The organism is Nocardia sp. NPDC001965 (assembly GCF_053594175.1).
Genome location: NZ_JBSFDZ010000002.1, coordinates 45,387 through 66,553 on the forward strand (window position 1 = coordinate 45,387; position 21,167 = coordinate 66,553).

At 69.1% G+C, this 21,167-nt stretch carries 22 protein-coding genes; 13 read left to right on the forward strand and 9 right to left on the reverse strand.

Annotated features, from left to right (window positions below; translation table 11 throughout):
• Positions 1–65: 65 nt before the first annotated feature.
• Complete coding sequence (locus ACWCPQ_RS04085; RefSeq protein ID WP_449894511.1) at positions 66–671, forward strand: QsdR family transcriptional regulator; 606 nt, start codon at positions 66–68, stop codon at positions 669–671.
• Positions 672–679: 8 nt separating this feature from the next.
• A complete protein-coding gene (locus ACWCPQ_RS04090) occupies positions 680–1,240 on the forward strand; it encodes a nucleotidyltransferase family protein (protein WP_449894513.1) in 561 nt (186 codons plus the stop codon).
• Here the strand turns inward: ACWCPQ_RS04090 and ACWCPQ_RS04095 are convergent.
• Positions 1,171–2,346: an XdhC family protein gene (locus ACWCPQ_RS04095; protein ID WP_449894514.1), complete on the reverse strand. Its 1,176-nt coding sequence runs from the start codon at positions 2,344–2,346 to the stop codon at positions 1,171–1,173. The two genes, ACWCPQ_RS04090 and ACWCPQ_RS04095, sit on opposite strands and share 70 nt — an antisense overlap.
• 279 nt (positions 2,347–2,625) lie before the next feature.
• On the opposite strand from ACWCPQ_RS04095, the gene ACWCPQ_RS04100 reads away from it, so the two are divergent.
• The 4 genes from ACWCPQ_RS04100 to ACWCPQ_RS04115 are packed head-to-tail and all read left to right on the forward strand — an operon-like array spanning position 2,626 to position 7,016.
• Positions 2,626–4,962 carry a xanthine dehydrogenase family protein molybdopterin-binding subunit gene (locus ACWCPQ_RS04100; protein WP_449894517.1) on the forward strand — a complete coding sequence of 779 codons (2,337 nt, stop codon included), beginning with the start codon at positions 2,626–2,628 and terminating at the stop codon, positions 4,960–4,962.
• A complete protein-coding gene (locus tag ACWCPQ_RS04105; protein WP_449894519.1) occupies positions 4,959–5,834 on the forward strand; it encodes an FAD binding domain-containing protein in 876 nt (291 codons plus the stop codon). Before ACWCPQ_RS04100 ends, ACWCPQ_RS04105 begins: the two co-directional genes overlap by 4 nt.
• On the forward strand, positions 5,827–6,357 hold the full coding sequence (locus ACWCPQ_RS04110; RefSeq protein ID WP_449894521.1) for a (2Fe-2S)-binding protein: 531 nt from the start codon (positions 5,827–5,829) through the stop codon (positions 6,355–6,357). The genes ACWCPQ_RS04105 and ACWCPQ_RS04110 overlap by 8 nt, the downstream gene beginning before the upstream one ends.
• Positions 6,354–7,016 carry an SRPBCC family protein gene (locus ACWCPQ_RS04115; RefSeq protein ID WP_449894523.1) on the forward strand — a complete coding sequence of 221 codons (663 nt, stop codon included), beginning with the start codon at positions 6,354–6,356 and terminating at the stop codon, positions 7,014–7,016. The genes ACWCPQ_RS04110 and ACWCPQ_RS04115 overlap by 4 nt, the downstream gene beginning before the upstream one ends.
• Positions 7,017–7,151: 135 nt before the next feature.
• Here the strand turns inward: ACWCPQ_RS04115 and ACWCPQ_RS04120 are convergent, their stop codons facing one another.
• The gene (locus ACWCPQ_RS04120) at positions 7,152–7,565 is read right to left on the reverse strand and encodes a hypothetical protein (protein ID WP_449894525.1); all 414 of its coding nucleotides are present in this window, start codon (positions 7,563–7,565) and stop codon (positions 7,152–7,154) included.
• 172 nt (positions 7,566–7,737) lie between these two features.
• On the opposite strand from ACWCPQ_RS04120, the gene ACWCPQ_RS04125 reads away from it, so the two are divergent.
• Complete coding sequence (locus tag ACWCPQ_RS04125) at positions 7,738–8,061, forward strand: DMT family transporter (protein ID WP_449894527.1); 324 nt, start codon at positions 7,738–7,740, stop codon at positions 8,059–8,061.
• Positions 8,058–8,609, forward strand: a complete 552-nt coding sequence (locus ACWCPQ_RS04130) for a TetR/AcrR family transcriptional regulator (protein ID WP_449894529.1) — start codon at positions 8,058–8,060, stop codon at positions 8,607–8,609. Before ACWCPQ_RS04125 ends, ACWCPQ_RS04130 begins: the two co-directional genes overlap by 4 nt.
• Positions 8,610–8,623: 14 nt before the next feature.
• On the opposite strand, the gene ACWCPQ_RS04135 is transcribed toward ACWCPQ_RS04130, so the two are convergent.
• The 4 genes from ACWCPQ_RS04135 to ACWCPQ_RS04150 all read right to left on the reverse strand — a co-directional run bounded on the left by ACWCPQ_RS04135 (position 8,624) and on the right by ACWCPQ_RS04150 (position 12,576).
• Entirely contained in the window at positions 8,624–10,546 is a 1,923-nt protein-coding gene (locus ACWCPQ_RS04135; RefSeq protein ID WP_449895499.1) for a copper-translocating P-type ATPase, read from the reverse strand.
• Between the two features lie 433 nt (positions 10,547–10,979).
• Positions 10,980–11,597 (reverse strand): DUF305 domain-containing protein, encoded by a 618-nt coding sequence (locus ACWCPQ_RS04140; RefSeq protein WP_449894531.1) that lies wholly within the window; start codon positions 11,595–11,597, stop codon positions 10,980–10,982.
• Positions 11,598–11,678: 81 nt separating this feature from the next.
• The gene (locus ACWCPQ_RS04145) at positions 11,679–12,134 is read right to left on the reverse strand and encodes a hypothetical protein (RefSeq protein ID WP_449894533.1); all 456 of its coding nucleotides are present in this window, start codon (positions 12,132–12,134) and stop codon (positions 11,679–11,681) included.
• A 130-nt stretch (positions 12,135–12,264) separates the two neighbouring features.
• Positions 12,265–12,576 carry a hypothetical protein gene (locus ACWCPQ_RS04150; RefSeq protein ID WP_449894535.1) on the reverse strand — a complete coding sequence of 104 codons (312 nt, stop codon included), beginning with the start codon at positions 12,574–12,576 and terminating at the stop codon, positions 12,265–12,267.
• 371 nt (positions 12,577–12,947) lie between these two features.
• On the opposite strand from ACWCPQ_RS04150, the gene ACWCPQ_RS04155 reads away from it, so the two are divergent.
• Positions 12,948–13,415 (forward strand): hypothetical protein, encoded by a 468-nt coding sequence (locus tag ACWCPQ_RS04155; protein ID WP_449894537.1) that lies wholly within the window; start codon positions 12,948–12,950, stop codon positions 13,413–13,415.
• A 354-nt stretch (positions 13,416–13,769) separates the two neighbouring features.
• Here ACWCPQ_RS04155 and ACWCPQ_RS04160 read toward each other — a convergent pair whose 3' ends face one another.
• The gene (locus ACWCPQ_RS04160) at positions 13,770–14,858 is read right to left on the reverse strand and encodes an NAD(P)-dependent alcohol dehydrogenase (RefSeq protein WP_449895501.1); all 1,089 of its coding nucleotides are present in this window, start codon (positions 14,856–14,858) and stop codon (positions 13,770–13,772) included.
• Between the two features lie 2 nt (positions 14,859–14,860).
• On the reverse strand, positions 14,861–15,328 hold the full coding sequence (locus ACWCPQ_RS04165; protein ID WP_449894539.1) for a DUF4334 domain-containing protein: 468 nt from the start codon (positions 15,326–15,328) through the stop codon (positions 14,861–14,863).
• A 91-nt stretch (positions 15,329–15,419) separates the two neighbouring features.
• Here ACWCPQ_RS04165 and ACWCPQ_RS04170 point away from each other — a divergent pair, with 91 nt between their 5' ends.
• Complete coding sequence (locus tag ACWCPQ_RS04170; protein WP_449894541.1) at positions 15,420–16,034, forward strand: TetR family transcriptional regulator; 615 nt, start codon at positions 15,420–15,422, stop codon at positions 16,032–16,034.
• Here ACWCPQ_RS04170 and ACWCPQ_RS04175 read toward each other — a convergent pair.
• Complete coding sequence (locus tag ACWCPQ_RS04175; protein WP_449894543.1) at positions 16,004–16,654, reverse strand: TetR/AcrR family transcriptional regulator; 651 nt, start codon at positions 16,652–16,654, stop codon at positions 16,004–16,006. The genes ACWCPQ_RS04170 and ACWCPQ_RS04175 overlap by 31 nt on opposite strands.
• A gap of 248 nt (positions 16,655–16,902) precedes the next feature.
• Here ACWCPQ_RS04175 and ACWCPQ_RS04180 point away from each other — a divergent pair, with 248 nt between their 5' ends.
• The 3 genes from ACWCPQ_RS04180 to ACWCPQ_RS04190 all read left to right on the forward strand — a co-directional run bounded on the left by ACWCPQ_RS04180 (position 16,903) and on the right by ACWCPQ_RS04190 (position 20,925).
• Positions 16,903–18,303: an NAD(P)/FAD-dependent oxidoreductase gene (locus tag ACWCPQ_RS04180; RefSeq protein ID WP_449894544.1), complete on the forward strand. Its 1,401-nt coding sequence runs from the start codon at positions 16,903–16,905 to the stop codon at positions 18,301–18,303.
• A gap of 13 nt (positions 18,304–18,316) precedes the next feature.
• Positions 18,317–20,116 carry a hydroxysqualene dehydroxylase gene (locus tag ACWCPQ_RS04185; protein ID WP_449894546.1) on the forward strand — a complete coding sequence of 600 codons (1,800 nt, stop codon included), beginning with the start codon at positions 18,317–18,319 and terminating at the stop codon, positions 20,114–20,116.
• A 257-nt stretch (positions 20,117–20,373) separates the two neighbouring features.
• Positions 20,374–20,925 carry a hypothetical protein gene (locus ACWCPQ_RS04190; protein ID WP_449894548.1) on the forward strand — a complete coding sequence of 184 codons (552 nt, stop codon included), beginning with the start codon at positions 20,374–20,376 and terminating at the stop codon, positions 20,923–20,925.
• Positions 20,926–21,167: the final 242 nt, after the last annotated feature.

A 21,167-nucleotide genomic window follows, 5' to 3' on the forward strand; every position in this document is an offset into this window, starting at 1 on the left:
CAACAGCCCGCGACCTGGCACTCCGCCGTTTTAGATACACGAATCATTGTGTGTACCATAACGTGGTGACCACCGTCAGCCGCACCTCCAGACCGCCCGGCCGCCCGGCCTCGGCCACTCGTGAAGAAGTTGTCGCCCTGGCCCGACAGGCCTTTCTGGCCGGCGAGCGGGTCGACGTCCAGGCGATCGCCGCCCAGCTCAAACTGAGCCGGGCCTCCATCTATCGCTGGTTCGGCTCCCGCGACGGCGTCCTGGGCGCCGTACTGGCCGGGGAATTCGAATCCCTCATCGAACGAGCGGACGCCCGCCGCCGCGATGCCGGCGCCCGGCGCATCCTCAGCGTTCTCGACCGGGTCAACCGCTGGATGGCCGGCAACGAGCCGTTCCGCCAGTACTTCGAGAACGAACCACTGGCCGGCCTGCGCATACTCACCTCGAGCGACGGCCCGGTCCAGCCGCGCATCCTCGTGGCGGTGGAACGGCTCATCACCCGAGCCGAGGAACAGGACGGCTACGCACCCCAGCTGGAACGCTCCCTGCTCGCCTATTCCATGGTGCGGCTGGGTGAGGCCTTCCTGTATCAGGACAACGTGACCGGCCTGCGCGGCGATGTGGACCGGCTGCACCAGGTCCAGGCAGCGCTGCTGGGTATCGATCTGCCCGAGGACTGAGCGGCGCGATGGATCCCGGAACCACACCGGCGGCGACCGCGGGGCTGGTACTGGCCGCGGGCGCCGGCAGGCGTTTCGGAAAACCCAAGGCAGACGTGCTGTTCGAGGGTGAGCGGCTGGTCGACCGGGCGGTGCGGATGTTACGTGACGGCGGATGCGCCCGGGTGATCGTGGTGTACGGCGCGGTGGAACTACGGGTACCCGGCGCGACGGTGGTGCACAATCGGCGATGGGCGACCGGGATGGGATCGTCGTTGACCACCGGGCTGGCGGCGGTGCACGAGAGCGCGGCCGTGGTCGTCCCGGTCGATATGCCGTGGCTCGGCGCCGAGGCGGTCCGCCGGCTCCGCGGTTGCGGTGCTCGCCTCGCGATCGCCACCTATGACGGCCGTCCCGGGCATCCGGTACTGCTCGGCGCCGAACACTTCCCCGCGGTGGCCGCCACGGCGATCGGCGATATCGGCGCCCGGAAATTCCTGGCCGCGAACCCCGAACTGGTTCAGCGGGTCCCGTGCGACGGGACCGGCTCACCCGAGGATGTCGACACCCCGCAGGATCTGCTGCGGTGATCACCGGCCCGACCGGCGCCGGGGTCACCGGGTTCGCGGAGTCCCGGCGCGGCGGCATGGATCGGCCGCTGGGTGGCCGAGAGCGAATGCGCCGTACCACCGTGCCGCAAGGCCACGATCTCCGCGCCGATGGCCAGTGCCGTCTCCTCCGGCGTCCGGCCGCCGAGCTGCAAACCGATCGGCGAACGCAACCGGGCCAGTTGATCTTCGCCGATACCGGCTTCGCGCAGCCGGGCCCGCCGTTCGGCATCCGCGCGGCGTGAACCCATGGCGCCGATATAGGCGACCGGCCGGCGCAGCGCCTCCACCAGCACCGGTATATCGAATTTCGGGTCGTGAGTGAGAACGCACAGCACGGTCCGCGAATCCAACGCGGTATCGCGGAGATAGCGGTCCGGCCAGTCGGTGACCACCTCGTCGGCCGCCGGCAGCCGAGCCCGGTCCGCGAACGCCGGCCGGGCCTCGCAGACGGTGACGCGGTACCCCAGCAAGGTGCCGACGCGGCAGAGCGCCGCCGCGAAGACATTCGCCCCGAACACGATCATGCGTGGCGGTGCGGTGAATACGGCGACGAAGATCTCGCGGGCCGAATCGCCGCAGCCGATCACCCGCAGCGCACCGAGACCCTGGTGGAGCAGCACCCGTGCCTGCTCCACCACCGGATCCGGCCAGTCCCCGTCGGCCGTGACCACCCGCCGGAGTGTCACGGCCGCCATCGCGCCGGTGCCGAGATCGCGCACCAGCGCCACCGGTTCGGCGGGATCCAGCGCGGCCTCGATCACCGGATATTGCCGAGCTTCGATCCGCTCCACCACGACCTCGAGTTCACCCCCGCAGGTCAGCCCGACCGCGAAGGCATCGGAATCGCTGTACCCGAAGGTCTGCCGGGCAGGCACTCCCGAAGCCAGTACCTCCGTGCACAACTCGTAGACCGCGCCTTCGACACATCCACCCGACAGACTCCCGCATACCGTGCCCGCCCCGTCGACCGCCATTGCCGTCCCCGGCGGCAGCGGTGCGCTCCCCCGGACCGCGACGACGGTCGCCAGGGCATAGGCGATGCCTTCGGTATGCCATCGGATCAGATGCGTGGCCAGGTCGCGCATATCCACCTCCGCACCGCAGCGTTGCCGTAAAACCAGGGTTCAACATGCGAGAATACCACTTCCGCAAAACGACATTTCAATTCTTGAAGACGGCATATCCTGTATTGACACTGTCCGCACGCCGATGCTAAACAAGTGCTCAGCATCGGCGTGCCGCAACCCCGGGCGCCCGAGTTGGCCGGTGCCCGTGACATCCCGCGAACGGAGGAACGGCCGGATGGGTCGAATCAGGCCGGCGCGCAGCGCCCCACACCACATCCCGACGCGACGGAGCCGACGATGAGCACCACCGAAAAACCGGCGGCCGTCGGTGCCCGGGTACCCCGGATCGAGGATCTGCGCCTGCTGACCGGCGCCGGAACATTCGTCGACGACATCACCCGCCCCGCGATGGTGCACGCCTGCTTCGTCCGCAGTCCGCTGCCCCGCGCCCGGATCACCGCGATCGATACCGCAGAGGCGTCCGCGCTCGAGGGTGTGATCGCGGTGTACACCGCGGCCGATCTCAATCCCCGGGTCAGCGAGATCTCCTACGCCCTGGACACTCCCGGCTTCCCGGAGGTGCCCCGGCCACCACTGGCCGAAGACGAAGTGCGCTTCGTCGGCGATCCGGTCGTCCTGGTGCTGGCGACCGATCGCTATCTCGCCGAGGATGCCGCCGAACTGGTCATCGTCGACTACGACCCCCTCGAACCGGTCGTCGACTACGAGACCGCCGCCGCCGCGAACGAACTCGTCCACGCCGGGCACGCGGGTAATTCGGCCGGCGGTATGGCCGGCCGGGCCCCCGCCGATCTGGCGCCGGTCATGGACGCGGCCCCGCATGTCGTCCGCCAGACCATCCATCAGCAGGCCTACGCGCCGGTGCCGTTGGAAACCCGCGGCGTGGTCGCCGAATGGACCGCCCCCACCGGCGAGATGACGATCTGGATCTCCACCCAGTCGCCACACGAGGTGCGCGGTTTCTGTTCGCGATTGCTCGGCATCGATGAACACCGGGTCCGGGTGATCGTGCGCGATACCGGCGGCGGCTTCGGGCAGAAGGTGGCACCGCAGCGCGAGGAGACCTGCGTAATGCTGGCCGCGCGCACGGTCCGGCACGCGGTGAAATGGATCGAGGACCGCCAGGAGAGCCTGATGGCGGCCGGGATGGCCCGTCACGAACACGGCGAGGTCGCCATGGCCTTCGACGAAGAAGGGCATATCCTCGCCGCGACCATCGACCATGTCCAGAACGTCGGGGCCTATCCGGTGCCCTCGCCGCTCACCTCCTCGATCGCGGTCGGCATGCTCTTTCCCGGGCCCTACCGGGTACCGGAGGCCGGATTCAGTACGGCGTCCTATTACTCGAACACGGTGGGCCGCGTCGCCTATCGCGGCCCCTGGCAGTTCGAATCGGTGTCCCGGGAACTGCTGCTGGACAACGCCGCCCGGCAACTGAGCCTGGACCCGGTGGAATTGCGCCGACGGAACATGCTCGGGCACGGCGAGATGCCGGTCGCCAATCCCAACGGGATGCCCTACTCCGACTGTTCGCCGCGCGAAACCTTCGAACAGGCGCTGCAGATCCTCGACTACGACGCCTTCCGAGCCGAACAGGCCGCCGCGCGTGCCGAGGGCCGCTATCTCGGTGTCGGAACCTGCACCTACGTGGAGCCGACCACCGGCGCCACCCCCTTTCTGAGCACCGAGGGCGCGACCATCCGGATCGCCGCGACCGGCAAGGTCAATGTCTACCTCTCGGGCGGTTCGGCCGGTAACAGCCTGGAGACCACAGCGGTTCAGCTCACCGCCGACGCACTGGGTATCGATATCGCCGATGTGCAGACCATCCAGGGCGATACCGCCGTCGCCCCGCAGGGCGGCGGCACCAACGGCAGCCGCTCCGGTTCGATGGCGGCCGGCGCCATCCGGCAGACGGCGGGTGTGCTGCGCGAACGCATCATCGCCATCGCGGCGAAACAACTCGGTGTCGCCGTCGAGGACGTGGAGTTCGCGGCCGGTCGCGCCGGGGTACCGGATTCGGAGAAATCCCTGTCGCTGGCCGAGATCGCCCAGATCGCGTACTACCAGACCGAATTGCTCCCGCCCGGCGTACCACCGGGACTCGAGGCCACCGGCCGGCATCGCGCCGATCAACTGATGATCTGGGCCAACGCCACCCATGTGTGTACCTGCGAGGTCGATATCGAAACCGGGCACGTCACCCTGCTGCGTTTCGTCGTCAGCGAGGACGTCGGGCCGATGATCAATCCGAATGTCGTGGAGGGCCAGATCTACGGTGGCACCGTCCAGGGAATCGGCGGCGCACTCTACGAACACCTCGCCTACGACGACGACGGCAACCCGGTGGCCACCACATTCCTGGACTATCTGCTGCCCACCGCGACCGAGGTACCCGCCATCGAACTCGGCCATATCGAGACGCCGAGCACCGGGCCCGGCGGGTTCAAGGGCGTCGGCGAGGGCGGCGCCATCGGTGCGACGCCCGCGGTTCTCAATGCCGTCGCCGACGCGCTCGCGCCGTTCGGCGTCGAAATAGACCGGCTTCCCCTGTCCCCCGCCCGCATCGTCTCGATGATCGAAGCGAGCGGCAAACCGGAGGTCACCGCATGAAACCCGCCGCTTTCGAATATCACGCGCCCGCCACGGCGGAGGAGGCCGTCACCCTGCTCGCCGACCTGGGTGACGAAGCCAAGATCATCGCGGGCGGTCAGAGCCTGGTGCCGATGCTGGCCCTGCGACTGGCCGTCTTCGACCATCTGGTCGATCTGGGCAGACTCGGGCAACTGCGCGGAATCGAGAACCGCGGCGATACGGTATGGGTCGGCGCCGGTACCACGCACGCCACGGTCGGCCGGGACCCGGGTATCCGCCGCGATATCCCGCTGTTGCATCGCGCGACCCCGCTGATCGGCCATTTCCAGATCCGCAACCGCGGCACCATCGGCGGCGCGATAGCTCATGCCGACGCCGCCGGTGAGTACCCGGCCGTGGCACTCACCCTCGACGCGCAGCTGCACACCCTGTCCCCGCGCGGACCGCGGACGATACCGGCCGCGGAGTACTTCACCGGGATGTGGAGCACCGCCATGGAGTCCGATGAGCTCCTCACCGGGATCACTTTTCCGGTGTGGCGCGGGCGGACCGGTTTCGCCATCGAGGAATTCGCTCGCCGCGCAGGCGATTTCGCCATGGCCGGAGCGGTGGTCGCGATACGGCTGGACGCCGGCTCCCGGATCGAACACGTCGCAGTGGGCCTCATCGGCCTGGCGCCCACCCCGCTGCGGGCCGGGGCGATCGAAGCCGAACTGGTCGGCCGCCCGGCCACCGGGATCGATGCCGCGGAAATCGGGCGATCGGTGACAGCGGGACTGAATTCGGTACCGGCCGATATCCACGGCTCGGCCGACTACCGGCGCCGGATCGGGGCGGTCATGGTCGCGCGGGCCTGGCGCCGCGCGGTAGAGGAGGCGAGCAATGACTGATATCGAGATCTCGGTGGTCGTCAACGGTGTGCGGCGCCGGGACCGGATACCGCCCCGCCGCACACTGGCCGACTATCTCCGGGAGACCTGCGGTCTCACCGGCACCCATCTGGGCTGCGAACACGGTGTCTGCGGTGCCTGCTCGGTACTGCTGGACGGCGACGCGGTCCGCGCCTGCCTGGTCTTCGCCGTGCAGGCCGACGGTACCGAGGTGACGACGGTGGAGGGCCTGGCCGACCCCGACGGCACCCTTTCCCCTGTCCAGCAGGCCTTCCGCGATCACCACGGCCTGCAGTGCGGTTTCTGCACACCGGGTTTCGTCGTCTCCGCGACAGCTTTCCTCCGGGAGACCCCGGACCCCGGCGACGACGAGATCCGGGAAGCCCTGTCCGGCAATATCTGCCGCTGCACCGGCTACCAGGGCATCATCCGCGCCGTCCGCGACGCCGCCACCACGCTCCGTTCCGAAATACCCCCGAACCCGCAGGCCACCGCCGAAGCCGACGCCGAGGACCGCGTATGAAACTGGAGAACACCTTCCAGATCCCCGTCCCCGCCGAGGACGCCTGGCCCGTACTGCTGGATCTGGAGCGCATCGCCCCCTGTGTCCCCGGCGCTGTCCTCACCTCCCGGGAGGGTGACGATTTCCACGGCAAGATCAAGGTCAAACTGGGTCCGGTGGGACTCACCTACAGCGGCATCATCAAGGTCGTCTCCCAGGACGCAGCCGCGAAGGTGGCGGTGCTCGAGGGCGGGGGCCGGGAAGCTCGCGGCAACGGCACCGCCAAAGCCGTGATCACCTGCCGGCTGGTCGAATCCGGCGGTTTCACCGATGTTTTCGTCGATACGGATCTGTCGATCACCGGCAAACCGGCCCAGTTCGGCCGCGGCGCCCTCGCCGATGTGGCGGGCAGTCTCATCGGCACATTCGCCGACAATCTCGCGGCCGAGATCACCGCTGCCGCGCCCGGTGGCACCGCACCCGAGGCGGCCGCCGGACCGGCCGCGGCGCAGACCGGACCCGCGACAGTGACCCGGCTCGAGCCCCGCCCGGCCGCCGAGCCCATCGATCTCATGGCGGCGGCCGGGATCAGCGCCGAACGTCAGGTGCTGCTCGGCCTGGGCGCCGCGGTCGTGGTACTGCTGCTGTTGCTCATCCGGCGGCGTCGCCCCGAGCAGTGACGCCGGAAGGACGACCGGCACCGGTTGCATCACCCGAGAGCTCTGCATCACCCGAGAGCTCAGCGAACCGGCCCACGGAACCCGTGCGCTGAACAGACGGGCAGTGGCGTCGGGGTGCGCTCGATATACCGGCGGCTACGCGGCTACGTCGGCGTTGGCCATCGTGACCTCGACAGTGATATCGCCGACCGTGAGGTCCACGATCTCGATCAGATACGGGGCCCCCAACCCACCGAATGCGATCCGGTCGTCGAGGGGGACGCGAGTGGTGGTCGTAGGCAGCCATCCCCACAGACGGGCCGCCTCTATCTCGATGAAATCGGGCTCCGCCACCGATTTCAGCCGCACCTCGGTCCCCTGCACCAGGGCAGTCGGTCGCTCCACCGTCCGGCTGAACCGCACCGTACAAGTGCGGCCGTCGTCGGGGCACGAGACGTGCGCACCCACGCCGTCACGGTTGACCGTGTAGTTGACGTACCCGATGCAGAGAAAAGCGAAGAGCCCCACCGCGGCCAGGACCGTGAGAGTTCCCGTCCACCCCGATTCCATTGCGCCATAATAGTTTCTGCCTGGCAGCTTCCCGGAAGAGATCGAATGACCGGCATTCTCCCCGGGGTGCGGCGAGTCTCGAAACCTCGGTGGTGCGACGGACGGGCCGGTCGATGCCCGAGATTTGTGTACTGTCGTCCATGGACAAACGTACACACATGGAGGATCGGTAATGTCGCTGGCACTGCTCGGGGCGGCCATCGTGGCCGAGATCGTGGGCACCAGCCTGCTCAAGGCGACCGAGGGGTTCACCCGGCTCTGGCCCACGGTCGCGTCGCTGACCGCCTACGCGCTGGCGTTCGTCCTGCTCGCCCAGGCCATCGCACGCGGGATGAACGTGGGCTTCGCGTACGCGGTCTGGTCCGGGCTCGGCACCACCCTCATCGTCATCATCGGGGCGCTCTTCCTCGGCGAATCGCTCACCGCCACCAAGATCGCGGGGGTGGCCCTGGTGGTCGCCGGGGTGGTCACCCTCAATCTCGCGGGGGCGCATTGACCCCCCGCGACCCGCATCGCCGCCAACGCATCGTCGACGCCGCACGGGCCCTGATCCCGGCGCACGGGATCGCCGGTCTCACCCACCGCCTGGTCGCCGCCGAGGCGGGGGTTCCGGTCGGCTCCACGACCTACTACTTCGCCGATCTCGCCGACCTCACCGAGGCCGCCCTCGCCGATACCGCGACCGCCACCCGGGAGGCGCTGGCTCAATGGTCCACGGAACTGGACGGCAGTACCGACCTCCCCGTGACACTCGCCGGGCTCACCGCCGAATATCTCGCGCACCCCGGCCAGTTGCTCACCGTCAACGAGCTGTACCTGGCCGCGACCCGGCTACCGGAACTCCGTCCGCTGGCTCGGGTCTGGTTCGACGGGCTCGTCGATATCCTCACGCCGCATATCGGCGCCACCGCCGCCCGGGCGGTCACGATATTCCTGGACGGCACCCTGCTGCACGCGCTGACGACCGGATCGGGGCTGGACAGCGCCACACTCGTCGCGCCGATCGCCGCCCTCACCGGAATCACCTCCGACGACGCCGACTGACCCGCGAACAGATCTCAGCCGGCCGACACGGCCTCGGGGCGTAGATCCAGACGCCGGAGCAGCTGGGCGTTGAGCGCGACGACCACAGTGGATACCGACATCAGGATCGCCCCGACCTCCATGGGAAGCGTGATATGCCAGGGTGCCAGGACACCGGCGGCCAGCGGAACGGCCACGATGTTGTATCCGGCCGCCCAGATCAGGTTCTGGATCATCTTCCGATAGGTCGCGCGGGACAGCTCGATCACCGAGAGCACCGCCCGCGGATCGTCACCGGCCAGGACCACACCCGCGGACGCGATGGCCACATCGGTACCGGCGCCGATCGCGATACCCACATCGGCCCGGGCCAGCGCCGGAGCGTCGTTCACACCGTCGCCGACCATCGCGACGGTACGGCCCGCCGCCTGCAGTTGCCGCACCTTCTCGCCCTTGTCCGCGGGCAGCACCCCGGCGAACACCTCGTCGATACCGAGTTCGCCGGCGACCGACCGGGCGACGGCCTCGGCATCGCCGGTGATCATCGCGACATGGATGCCTCGGGCGTGCAGCGCGGCCACCGCCTGCGCCGATTCGGGCCGCACCGCATCGGCCGCGGCCAGCGCGCCGATCACCGCACCGTCCCGGACTACGTGCAGCACGGTCGATCCCGCCGCCGACCGTTCACCGGTTCCGGCGAGGGGCGTGAGCCCGTATTCGGCGAGCAGACCCGGCCCACCCACACCGACGGTTGCGCCGGACACGGTCGCGGTCACGCCGATCCCGTTGCGAGCGGTGAAACCGGTGGCGGCCGGAACATCCAGGGTCCGGTCCGCGGCAGCGGCGACCACGGCGCGGCCGAGCGGATGTTCGCTGTCGCCTTCGACGGCAGCGGCCAGCGCCAGAACCGCGTTCTCGTCGAATGCCGGTGTCCCGGTGACCGCCACCACCGCGGGGGCGCCCTCGGTCAGCGTGCCGGTCTTGTCGAAGAGGACCGCGTCGACAGTACGCATCGCCTCGAGCGCGCGCCGATCGGTGATCAGGACACCGGCGCGCGCGGCGCGCTCGGTGGCCAGGGCGATCACGAGCGGGATCGCGAGCCCGAGGGCGTGCGGGCAGGCGATGACCAGCACGGTGATGGTCCGGGTGACGGCCGATTCCGGCTGCCCCAGCAGCAACCAGGTGAGCGCGGTCAGCACGGCAGCACCGGAGGCGAACCAGAAGAGCCACCCCGCGGCCCGGTCGGCGAGTGCCTGGGCACGCGAGGAAGAGTTCTGCGCCTCCGCCACCAACCGCTGGATCCCGGCCAGGGCGGTATCGGCACCGACCGCGGTGATCCGGACCCGCAGCGCGGAATCGGTACTGACCGTGCCCGCGACCACTCGGTCTCCCGGCTCCCGCCGGACGGCGCGGGATTCACCGGTGATCATGGACTCGTCCACCGCGGCCGTGCCGGATTCGACCGTGCCGTCCGCGGGAACGCGCCCACCCGGCCGGACGACCACCAGATCTCCCGGGACCAGGTCACCGGCGGGTACGACGACGGTACCGTTCTCGTCCACCCGTTCGGCCTCGTCGGGCAGCAGCGCCGCCAGTGATTCCAGGGCGCTGGACGCCTGCCCGAGCGATCGCATCTCGAGCCAGTGCCCGAGCAGCATGATCACGATGAGCAGCGCGAGTTCCCACCAGAAGTCGAGTTCGTGCGAGACCAGCCCGAGCACCGCGCCCCATGAGGCCAGGAAGGCCACCGTGATGGCGAGGGCGATGAGCAGCATCATGCCGGGGCGCCGGGTCCGGATCTCCGATACGGCACCGGTGAGGAACGGCTGCCCGCCCCAGAGATACATCACGGTGCCGAGTGCCGGCGACACCCACACCAGTGCCGCGGGAACCGAATAACCGACCAGATCGGCGAACATCGCGTCGGCGGCCACGACGGGTACGGCCAGCAGCAGCATCCACCGGAACAATCGGCCGAACATCGCCGCGTGGTCCCCGTGACCGCCGTGCTCACCCTGACCGCCGTGCCGACTGTGACCGCCGCGCCCACCCTGAGCGGCATGCCGATCGTGCCCGGCGTGCCCACCGTGGCCCGTGTGCACAGCCGGCCCACCGTGTTCGCCGGGTGCACCGTGAGTACCGGCGGAGTCCTCCACATACCCGCTCACGGGCACGGAGCCGGCGAACTCCGTTCCGGCGCCGCCGGGCGTCTCCGGCGCCCCGGGGACACCACCGTGCCGGGTGTATTCGGATCCACGTTCGCTCGCCATACCCCGAACCATACCCCTCGGGGGTATTTCACGATAGGGTGACGCCTCGCGGGTACGACACCACCGCGGACGCTCCCGAGGTCCGGCGCATATGTCGCCACAAGCGCCGGACCACCGGTTATCAGCCGTTCAGCAAGGCTCGCATCCGATCGATCTCGGCCTGCTGAGCGTCGATGACCTGCCGCGCCAGCGCCTGGGCATCAGGGTTCACGCCCTCGGCCAGTTCGGTTTCGGCCATCCGCACCGCGCCTTCGTGGTGGGCGATCATCATGGTGAGCCACATCCGGTCGAACTCCGGACCCCGGGCCGCCTCGAGCTGCGACATCTGCTCGTCGGTCATCATTCCGGGCATGGACCCGTGGTCCATCCCGGAATGCCCGCCGGTTTCGGGCTCGGCGACACCCCAGGCCTGCAACCAGCCGGCCATCGTGGCGATCTCCGGGTCCTGCGCCTGCTGGATGCGCGCGGCCAGATCGATCACCTCCGGATTCTCGGTATGCGACGGGACCATCGCGGCCATCTCCACCGCCTGGCGGTGGTGCGGGATCATCTCCTCGGCGAAACGGATATCGGCCTGGTTGTGGTCACCGGCCACCGAGGTGGTGGCCGTACCGCCGACAGCCGAGGTGGCGGCCGTATCGGCCGCGGGGGATGTATCACCGCTGTCGGTACAGCCGGTCACGACGACGGCGGCGGTCAGAATCGCGAGCGCCGTCCCGGTGATGGATTTGCTGATCATGGTCTACTCCTGGAAGTTCGGATGTGTTGCGTACGACGAAGCAGCGCCGCGACCCGCGAATACGGGTCCGGCGGGCGTCGATCACAGCCGCAACACGCCCAGAACTGCCAGGCGCCGCGAGATCGGAACAGGCGGCGGCCGAGCCAGGGCTCCGGGCCGGAACACTCCCGCGCACCGAGGTTCGGTGGCGAACAGGTACCGGCGCAGCGCCGCGAAGATCAGTACCGAGGCCAGTGCCGCGATCAGGATGGCCAGGCACAGGTGCAACAGATCGTGACCGGTGTCGTGACCGGCCGGAGCATCGTCCCGCGAAACCGCCGGGACAGCTTCCAGCGACCGCGCACAGCACGCCGCCGTCTCGTCGTGCGCCCGTTCCAGGTCCGGAACGGGCGCCGATACGAGCGAAGACGAGGCGGACACCGGATGGTGCGTAGCACCGCCGGCCCGGGCGGGCAGGTGGTGCATCCCCGAAACGGCCACCGCCAGCACGACCGGCAACAACCAGCGCACCAACGTGCCCGCGAGACCGGAGTACACGCCCCGAATCTAGCATCGGGCCGCCGGGCGAACCTCCACCGCTCACCGGTGCCGTGCGCACTACCGACGGTGGAGTGGACCGCGGGTCCTCGATCCCGCCCGGGCGGCCGATACGGAGAATCCGCCGGAATCAGCTCATGATGGCGTTCATGATCGTCCCGGCGCTGGTCGCCACCGCGCCGCCGGCCATGGCTCCCGCGATCTGCTTGGGAGCCGTCAGCGCACCACCGTTCCACTTCTCCCAGGCGAACTTGCCGCCGCCGAAGACGATCGAGGTGACCCCGGACAACAGGACGAACCAGGTCAGGTACCTGGTCATCTGGATGATCTTGTCCGACAGCGGGGGCGCTTCCGGGCTGGGATTGCCCAGCTGGGCGAGTACGGCGTAGTGGTCGTGCAATGCCGGAAGGCCGTCGTGCAGTGCAGTGAGAATCGTGCTCATCTGGTCGTGCCCCTCTCGGATGCCGGTATATGCGGTGGCGACGAATGCCGATTCCGTAAAGCCGAACCCGACCGGTTATTGAAGCGCAAATCGGCGCACAATGGGAGCAGACTCACCGAATTCTTCTGGTCGGGCCGGTGAGGAGCGGCGTGTCGTGTACGCGACACGCGCTGCACGCGGTGCCCAGCACTCGATCAGCATCCATTTGGCCCCATCGACCGGCCGCCGTCCCGCAGGGTCACCGATCCGTCACAACACGGCTTCGACACGCCCGCCGTGCGGCGTGCTCCGGCGCCGCGCCCGCGCTAGCGTCGGGCTGCTCGACTGTTTCAGCACCAACGAAAACCGATCACTCACCTGGGAGGTTTTACGTGGGAACACGAACAGCACGGCGCATCTCGGTCGCGATAGCCGGTCTCGCCGGCCTCGCGGCGCCCGCCATCGCCCTGGCTCCCGCACCGGCGGCCGCCGGCCCGGGGATGCAATCACCCTTCGGACTCTTCCTGCACTTCGGGCCGTACCGGAACGCCCCGGAACCGGGCGCAGTCCCGCAGGCGGACCAGCATGGCACCGGCGCCGGCACTCCCGGCTCCGAGCACGCGCAAACACTGGAGGGCGATACCGCCACCCCCGGCGCGGCCGGCAGCAGCGCGGGACCCGGCGCTCGCGGTGACGAAACCGCACCCGGCGAATCCACCCCGCCCGAAGCGAACGAACCCGCAACGGCACCGCCGGCGGCCGAGGCAGCCCCGCCGGGTGATTCCCCCGCCGCGGACAATTCCTCGCGAACCGGCGATTCCGCGAACAGCCCGGAAGGCGAGGCCGGACCGACCGGGTGAGCCGGAACGATCGGTCCGGACCATGGCATCCGATACGACAGGCCGGAACCGCATCCCGACCGGCGAAACGACCGGGCGGGCGGGCGTAGCGGCCGGTTCAGGAGGTGGCGGCGGGCGGGATATCACCGAGTTCCAGATCGCAATGGGTGCGCAGGAATTCGGCGACACAGTCCCGGATCGGCACGGAATCGGGCACGGCGATCGGCCTTCCTGCACTGCCGGGGAACCCACACCGGGCGAACGACGCTGCCCACCCGGCCCTGTGCAGAATGAACCTCCGATACGACCTCGGGATATTCGGCGTCCGAACGGATTTCGTCGCCGAGGTATCCGGCCACTGAACCGGGGCGGCGGCTACCAGGTGAGTACCGGTTTGATCACCGATCCGGCATGCTGCTCGGCGAGCGCCTTCTCGATCTCGGTGTACGGAAAGCGCGTGACCAGCCGGTCCACCGGTAACAATCCGCGGGTGTGCAGATCGAGCAGCCGCGGAATGAACGTGGCCGGTACGGCATCGCCCTCCAGGCAACCGCGCACCGTTTTGCCGCTCAACACCAGATCGCGTACATCGATCTGCGGGACACCCGCGCCGAGCCCGACCGCGACCACCGTGGCACCGGTGCCCAGTGCCGCGAAGGCGTCGGCGAGCACTTTCGGCGAACCCGTGGTGTCCAGCGCGTGCGTCGCGCCGCCACCGGTGATCTCGCCGATCGCGGCGATCGTATCGGTCGCGGCCGGGTCGAGCACCTCGTCGGCACCCAGGTCTCGGGCCGATCTGCGGCGCGGCGCGGCGGTTTCCACCACGATCGTCCGGACCCCGGGGAGGGTGCGGGCGGCCAGCAGCGCCGCCGATCCCACCGCACCGGCGCCGTAGATCGCCAGCCAGGACCCGGATTCCGGCCGCAACGCGTTCAGTACCGCACCCGCGCCGGTCTGGAATCCACAGCCGAACGAGGCAGCCACGGCCGGATCAGCCGCCGGGTCGACGACGATCGTGTTGTCCGGGGTGGTCAGTGCGTATCCGGCGAAACTGGACTGCCCGAAGAACCCGTCACGCACCGGCAGTCCGTCGATCGTGACACGGGCCGACCGGTCCGGTCGCCGGCCGAAATGGTTCAGAGCGGTCGAGTTCCGGCAATAGGCCGGTCGCCCGGACACGCAGTTCGGGCAGGCGCCGCAGTGCCGGAAGGTCAGCACCACCTGGTCGCCCGGCGCGACCGAGGTCACCGCCGCGCCGACCGCTTCCACGATCCCCGCGCCCTCGTGACCCAGCAACACCGGCCGGTCCGGTTTGCCCAGCGCACGGTTGACCAGGTCGGTGTGGCAGATACCGGCCGCGAGGATGCGGACCAGGATCTCGCCGTCCCGTGGTTCGTCGAGGTCCACCGTCTCCAACGAGAACGGCGCCGCCGGGTCGCGGGACAGCACCGCCGTCGTCTGCACCGTCATACCCGTTCCAGCAGGAAGTAGAAGTACTCGCCGTCGGCGAGCACCAGCTCCCGACGGCCGTTCATGATGCCCATCAGGGTGGTGTCGTCGAGCCATTTGAAGTGGTCGAACACGGCCCGGCCGTCGTAGACCATGGTGGCGGTGACCTCTCCGCGGAACTCGATGTTCCACAGGGTCGCCTCGCCCTGTCCCAGTTCGACATTCGAGAACAGGGTGCCGTCCTCGGCCCGGCAGATGAGGGGTTTCGCGTCGCCGAGCGAATGGAAGGTCTTGCCGTACCAGCGACTCTTGGGCAGGGCCCGGCAGAGCGGATGACCGGTCTGGAACGCATCACCCCGCCACTGGCCCAGGATCTCCTCGGCGCGGGCGGGTCGCAGCCGGGCCCACAGATCGTCGAGCTCGGTCACCGATACGCCCTGGGTATGTTCCCGCAGCTGCTGCCACCGTGGTTTGTCCGCGCTCATAGTTGTCCCATCGACTGAATTCGGCGAACCATCTGGTTCGGCAACGACCATAGTTCCGAACCATCCGGTTCGGCAAGATAGGATTCGCGGTATGCGCGCGGCAGGCCAGGCAACCCGGGACCGGATCCTCGCGGCCGCCAAAGCGGAATTCGCCGAGTACGGTGTCGCGGGCGCCCGGATCAACCGCATCGCCGCGGCCGCACAGGCCAGCAAGGACCGTCTCTATGCGTACTTCCCTGGGAAGTCGGAGCTCTACGCGGCGGTCACCGAACAGTGGACGCGGCAGACCACCGCCGAGACCGCATTACGCGCGGACGACCTACCCGGCTACGTCGGCAGGCTCTTCGACCATTTCCTGACGCATCCGGAGAACGCCCGGCTACAGGCATGGGCCGATCTCGAGCCCGCCGACGACCGGATCGAACAGGTCCTGCGCCGTACTGTCGACCCCAAACTGGCGGAGATCCGCCGGGGGCAACGGGAGGGCGTGATCACCGCCGATATCGCAGCGCCGATGCTGCTGCGCATGCTCACCGAACTGGCCCGCACCACAGCCGTGCACGCGGGTCCGGGCCCGGCCGAGCGGATCGAGCAGCGGCGTTGCGCCGTGGTCCTCGCCGCGCGCCGCCTGGCCGGTATATCCGCGGCGTCGCCCGATCCGGGCGGCGCGGAAACTCACGCCGGGGCGGCCGGGGCGTCGCCGTAGACGACCAGCCAGATCGACCGGCCGAGCGCAGCCGCCAATTCCGCATCGCTGATCCCGGTCCGGACCGCGAAGGCGGTCGTGATGGAGCGCTCGACCATGGCCGCCAGGACCAGCGCGGTCGCCGCGGGCTCCAGTTCCGGTGCGACGCGGCCGGCCGCCCGGTCCGCTTCCAGGCGGATCCGCACCAGATCGACGAAGGTCGCCACCCGAGCCCGCCAGTAGGCGCCCACATCCCGGTCGTAGGCGGCGACCTCGCTCAACGCCAGCAGTAGGTAGCGATGCCGCCGGAACCCGGCGATCATCGCGCTCATCGCGCGCCGGACCCCGGCCTCCCGATCGGCGTGCTCAGCGCCCCACCACCGCTCGGCGGCCTCGAACATATCCGCGGTGGCCAGATCCGCCGTCCGGATCAACAGCTGACTCTTGTCCGGGAAGTACCGGTAGAAGGTGGACCGGGCCATCTGCGCTGTGGTAGCGATTTTCTGTACCGCGATCTCGGTGAACGGTGTTCCGTCGGCCAGCAGCTCCTCGACCGCGCGCAGAACCCGCTGTTCGAATTCGGCCCGGCGGTCCTCGTCCGGTTTCCGGGCGGACCGCGGGGTCCGGGTCAGCGAGGGCATCCCGCACCCGCCGGATCGCTCGTGCGGTGCAGTGGATATCGGCTCTGGAGGTGCATGGGGCCATTGTGCCCGCCGCGACGCCTTCCGCCGCTCGCCCCGGCACCGGAACCGGGTCCGCTCCGCCGATCCGGTGTCGATCGGCAGGTCCGGTACGGTGCACGGAAAACTGTGCGGGACAGTGCCGCTCAGCCAGTTGACAATCCCGCCCGCGGACCGCACCATCAATCGGACATAGTGTCCGAGACTCGATGACCGAGGCGGTACCCATGGACTCCCCCACCGTGGTCGAGCAAGCCGATGCCGTGGTCGTCGGCGCCCGGTGCGCCGGTTCCGCCGCAGCGGCCACCCTCGCCCGCGCGGGCCGCCGGGTCATCGCGCTGGACAGCGCCCGGTTCCCCTCCGACACCCTCTCCACCCACCTGCTGTGGCCGGCCGGTGTCGCGGAACTGTTCCGGCTGGGCGCGCTCGAGGCCGTCACGGAACTGGGCGCGCCCCGGCTCACCGAGGCCTACGCGGCCGGTTCCGGATATGCGATCGCCAGCGAATTCCCGCAGGTCGACGGGATCGACTACACCCTCTGTGTGCGCCGGTCCGGACTCGATCACGCCCTGGTGCGCGCCGCACGCGGAGCCGGTGCCGATATTCGCGAGAGATGCCGGGTCACCGAGCTCGTCTGGGACGGTGCGCGCTGCGCCGGGGTGCGCTACACCGATGCCGACGGCCGCCCGGCCGAGATCCGTGCGGCGCTGGTGATCGGCGCGGACGGCCGCCGCAGCACCGTCGCGAAACTCGCCGGTGCTCTCGACCCGTACGAATCCGAGCCCAGCGGCCGCGACTGCTACTTCGCCTACTGGCGCGACGCGTCCAGCGAATGGCGCGGTACCGCCGCCCAATGGCGGGTGGGCACCGATCTGGGCACTGCGTTCCCGTGCGACGACGGCCTGCTGCTGAGTCTGGTGCAGCCACCCGCCGAAGCGGGCAAGTTACGCCCCGGCGATGCCGAACGCCGCTATCACGCTGCCCTCGATCGGATCCCACCGTTACGCGAACGCCTCCGCGGTTGCGAGCAGATCGGCCGGGTGCGGTCGGCCACCGATATCGTCTCCTACTTCCGACCGGCCGGCGGCCCCGGCTGGGCACTGCCCGGTGACGCCGGCCATTTCAAGGATCCGGTCACCGCCCAGGGCATCCGCGACGCACTCCACTACGGCCGCCTGCTGGCCGAGGTGGTCGCACCGACGCTCGACGATCCGGTCCGGCTGGACCGCGCCGTCGCCGCGTGGGAACGCCGCCGGGTCCGCGAATGCCGCGAGATCTACCACTGGACCAACCGACTCGCCCGTGGCACCGAGATGAGCCCACTGGAAGTGGAGCTGTACCGGACCGCGACCGGAGACCGGGATCTCGCCGCGATCACGACCGGCATCTTCTCCCGCACCCGGCGCCCCGCCGAGCTCTACACCCCGGCCCGCATGGCCCGGCTCACCGCCGGTGCCCTGTGGCACCACCGCGGTGACCCGCGGCCGGTACTCGCCGATCTGGCCCGCGAGATCGTCACCACCGCACACGAATTCCACACCTCGTGCACCACACTGCGCGGCGCTCCGCACGCCGTCCCCCCATCCTCCACCGGTACCGCCACCGCTTGACCAGGAGTACACGATGTCGGATCAGCTGCCGAAGAAGTCAGCCTCGATCGACCGGCGCACCGCATTGCGCGGCGCTTTCGCCGGGGCCGCGGTCCTCGCGGCCGGATCGGCGATGGGCGGTACCGCGGCCGCGGCCGCACCCCGCCGCCGCACCCCGGGCCTACGCACCGGCGGGAAGGAGGTCGCCGTCTTCGGCGGTGGTATGGCCGGTCTCTCGGCCGCCCACGAACTCATCGAACGCGGCTTCCGGGTGACCGTCTACGAACCCGCCTACCTCGGCGGAAAGGCCCGGAGCATGCCCGTCCCCGGCACCGGCGCCGGGGGGCGCGCGGATCTGCCCGGTGAGCACGGATTCCGTTTCTTCCCCGGCTGCTATCAGAACATTCCCGACACCATGCGCCGTATTCCGTTTCCGGGCAACCCGAACGGAGTGCTCGACAATCTGATCCGGGTCGAGGGAACCGTGGCGGGGTTCCGCGACAAACCGCCGATCTTCGCCCCGGTGGAGATCGGCGCCCTCGATCAGCTCACACCGGAACGCCTGCAGAACAGCATCATCGGCGCGTTCGGTTTCATCCCGGAGCTGCCCCCGCACGAATTGGCCTTCTTCGCCAAACAGATGCTGATGTGGTTCACCTCCAGTCCCGAACGCCGCTTCGGGCAGTGGGAATACCTCACCTGGGAACAGATCATGCGCGCCGACGGGAAATCCCGGGCCTACCGCGAATATCTGGTCAACGCGCTGACCCGCATCACCGTCGCGGCGAAACCTCATCTCAGTTCGGCGCGCACGATAGGCACCATCGGCGAAGCGTTGGTGCTCGCGGGCACCGGGCTGGTTCCCGAATTCTCCGGCGGAGTGGACCGGATCCTGAACCGACCGACCAATACGGCCTGGATCGACCCATGGGTGGCCTATCTGCGGTCGCGCGGTGTGCAGTTCGTGATGGGTCAGGGCGCGAGCCGGCTCGACTACGCGAACGGCAGGATCGAGTCGGTGACCGTCACCGACGGCAGTGCCGTCTCATCGGTCGTCGCCGACCATTACATCTGCGCCATGCCGGTGGACAAAACCGTGCCGCTGCTCGACGACCGGATCCTCGCCGCCGATCCGCAGCTGGCCGGTATGCGTGAACTGCTCACCGATTGGATGGTGGGAATCCAGTTCTATCTGCGCCGTCCCACCGATCTTTCGGAAGGTCATATCGCGGCGCTCGGGTCGCCGTGGGCGCTGACCGCATTGCGCCAGGCGCCCATGTGGGTCGGTGATTTCTCCACCCAGTACGGTGACGGGTCGGTCGCCGAATGCTTTTCTGTCGATATTTCCGATTGGGATACTCCGGGAATTCTCCATCGACGCCCCGCCAAGCAGTGCAGCGCCCAGGAAATCGCGACCGAGGTGTGGGCACAGTTGAAGATGTGGCTGAACACCGGCACCGGTTGGCTGCGCGACGAGGATATCCATTCCTGGCATCTCGATCCCGGAGTCAGCTGGTCCGGCGGCACCACCCACAACGAAACTCCGCTGCTGGTCAATACCGTGGGTTCCTATGATCATCGGCCGACCGCGCACTGCGCCGTTCCCAATCTCTTCTTCGGCGGGGATCATGTACGCAGCAATATCGATCTCGCGACCATGGAGAGCGCCAACGAATCCGGCCGGTCGGCGGCCAACGCGATCATCGACGCCGCCGACGATCCGGCGCCGCACGCGGCAGTGTTCCCGCTGGTCGCGCTACCCGCTTTCGAGCCGGCGAAGCGGCTCGACGCGGATCGGTTCCGGGCCGGGCTTCCCCATATCCTGGACGTGTAGCGGCAGGCGCGTATGCGGCGGTGCGACGTCCCGCCGCATACGCGCGTGATCCGCCGAAATCACCTACACCGCAGCTCGCGCGCGCGACGTACGGGCGCTGCCGAAAACTCCCACGGTGAACCGGAATTCACTGGAGTGGTAATTCCACGAAAGCATTGTCCGCCCGATCTTGTTCCGTGAGAATGGGTTCCGAGCCGAGATCCGGCTTCCTGGGGACCGTCGGCGCGGTCGCGTCGGCAGAACAAGTGGGGAACACCATGAGAATCAAGCAACTCGCCGCCACCGCGCTGCTCTCGATCGGCGCCCTCGGCGTCGCCGCGGGAACGGCGCAGGCACAACCGGTCGCTACCGAGGTCGCCGTACGTGGAGCCGAGCAGGGGGTCGGCTATGTCGTTGCACCGAATGAAGCGGGCACCGCGATCGTCACGACTCTCGACGCCGGCAGCTTCGCGCTCACCGCCGACGGCGCGGCCGTCACCCTGGCGGATCCGTCGGGCCGCGTGGTCACCACCCTGCCGCTCGGCGTCGCCGCCGCGGGGCAGACCGCAGCCGTGGCGTCCGCGATCTCCGCCGACGGCCGGACACTCACTTTGACACCGGATGCGTCCACCCCGGCCGGACAGCACATCGCGCAGCTCGTGGCCGATCCGGACACCGAGGCACGCAAACTGCACAATGCCGGGATCGGCGCCCTGATCGGCGGCGGAATCGGTGCCGTGCTCGGCTTCTTCCTGGGCGGCGTTGGTGCGCTGATCACCATTCCGATCGGCGCCGGCGTCGGCGCGCTCATCGGCTACTCCACCCCGTAACCGACGAACCCGGCTCGGTCCACTGTGACCGGTGGGCCGAGCCGGGTCGACTCGCCACCCTGGACGCACCGAACCCATTGCGCCCGAACGGATATTCTCTCCACCGTCCCGGCCCGCAGCGGTGCCGGCGGGCCGTTTTCTGTCGGACCCCCCACGTAGAATCATGCAGGTAGGACACAGTCGGAGGGGTTATGGGCGGTCGCCGAACCGGCCGCGTGACACACCCTTCCGGCGCTTCGGAA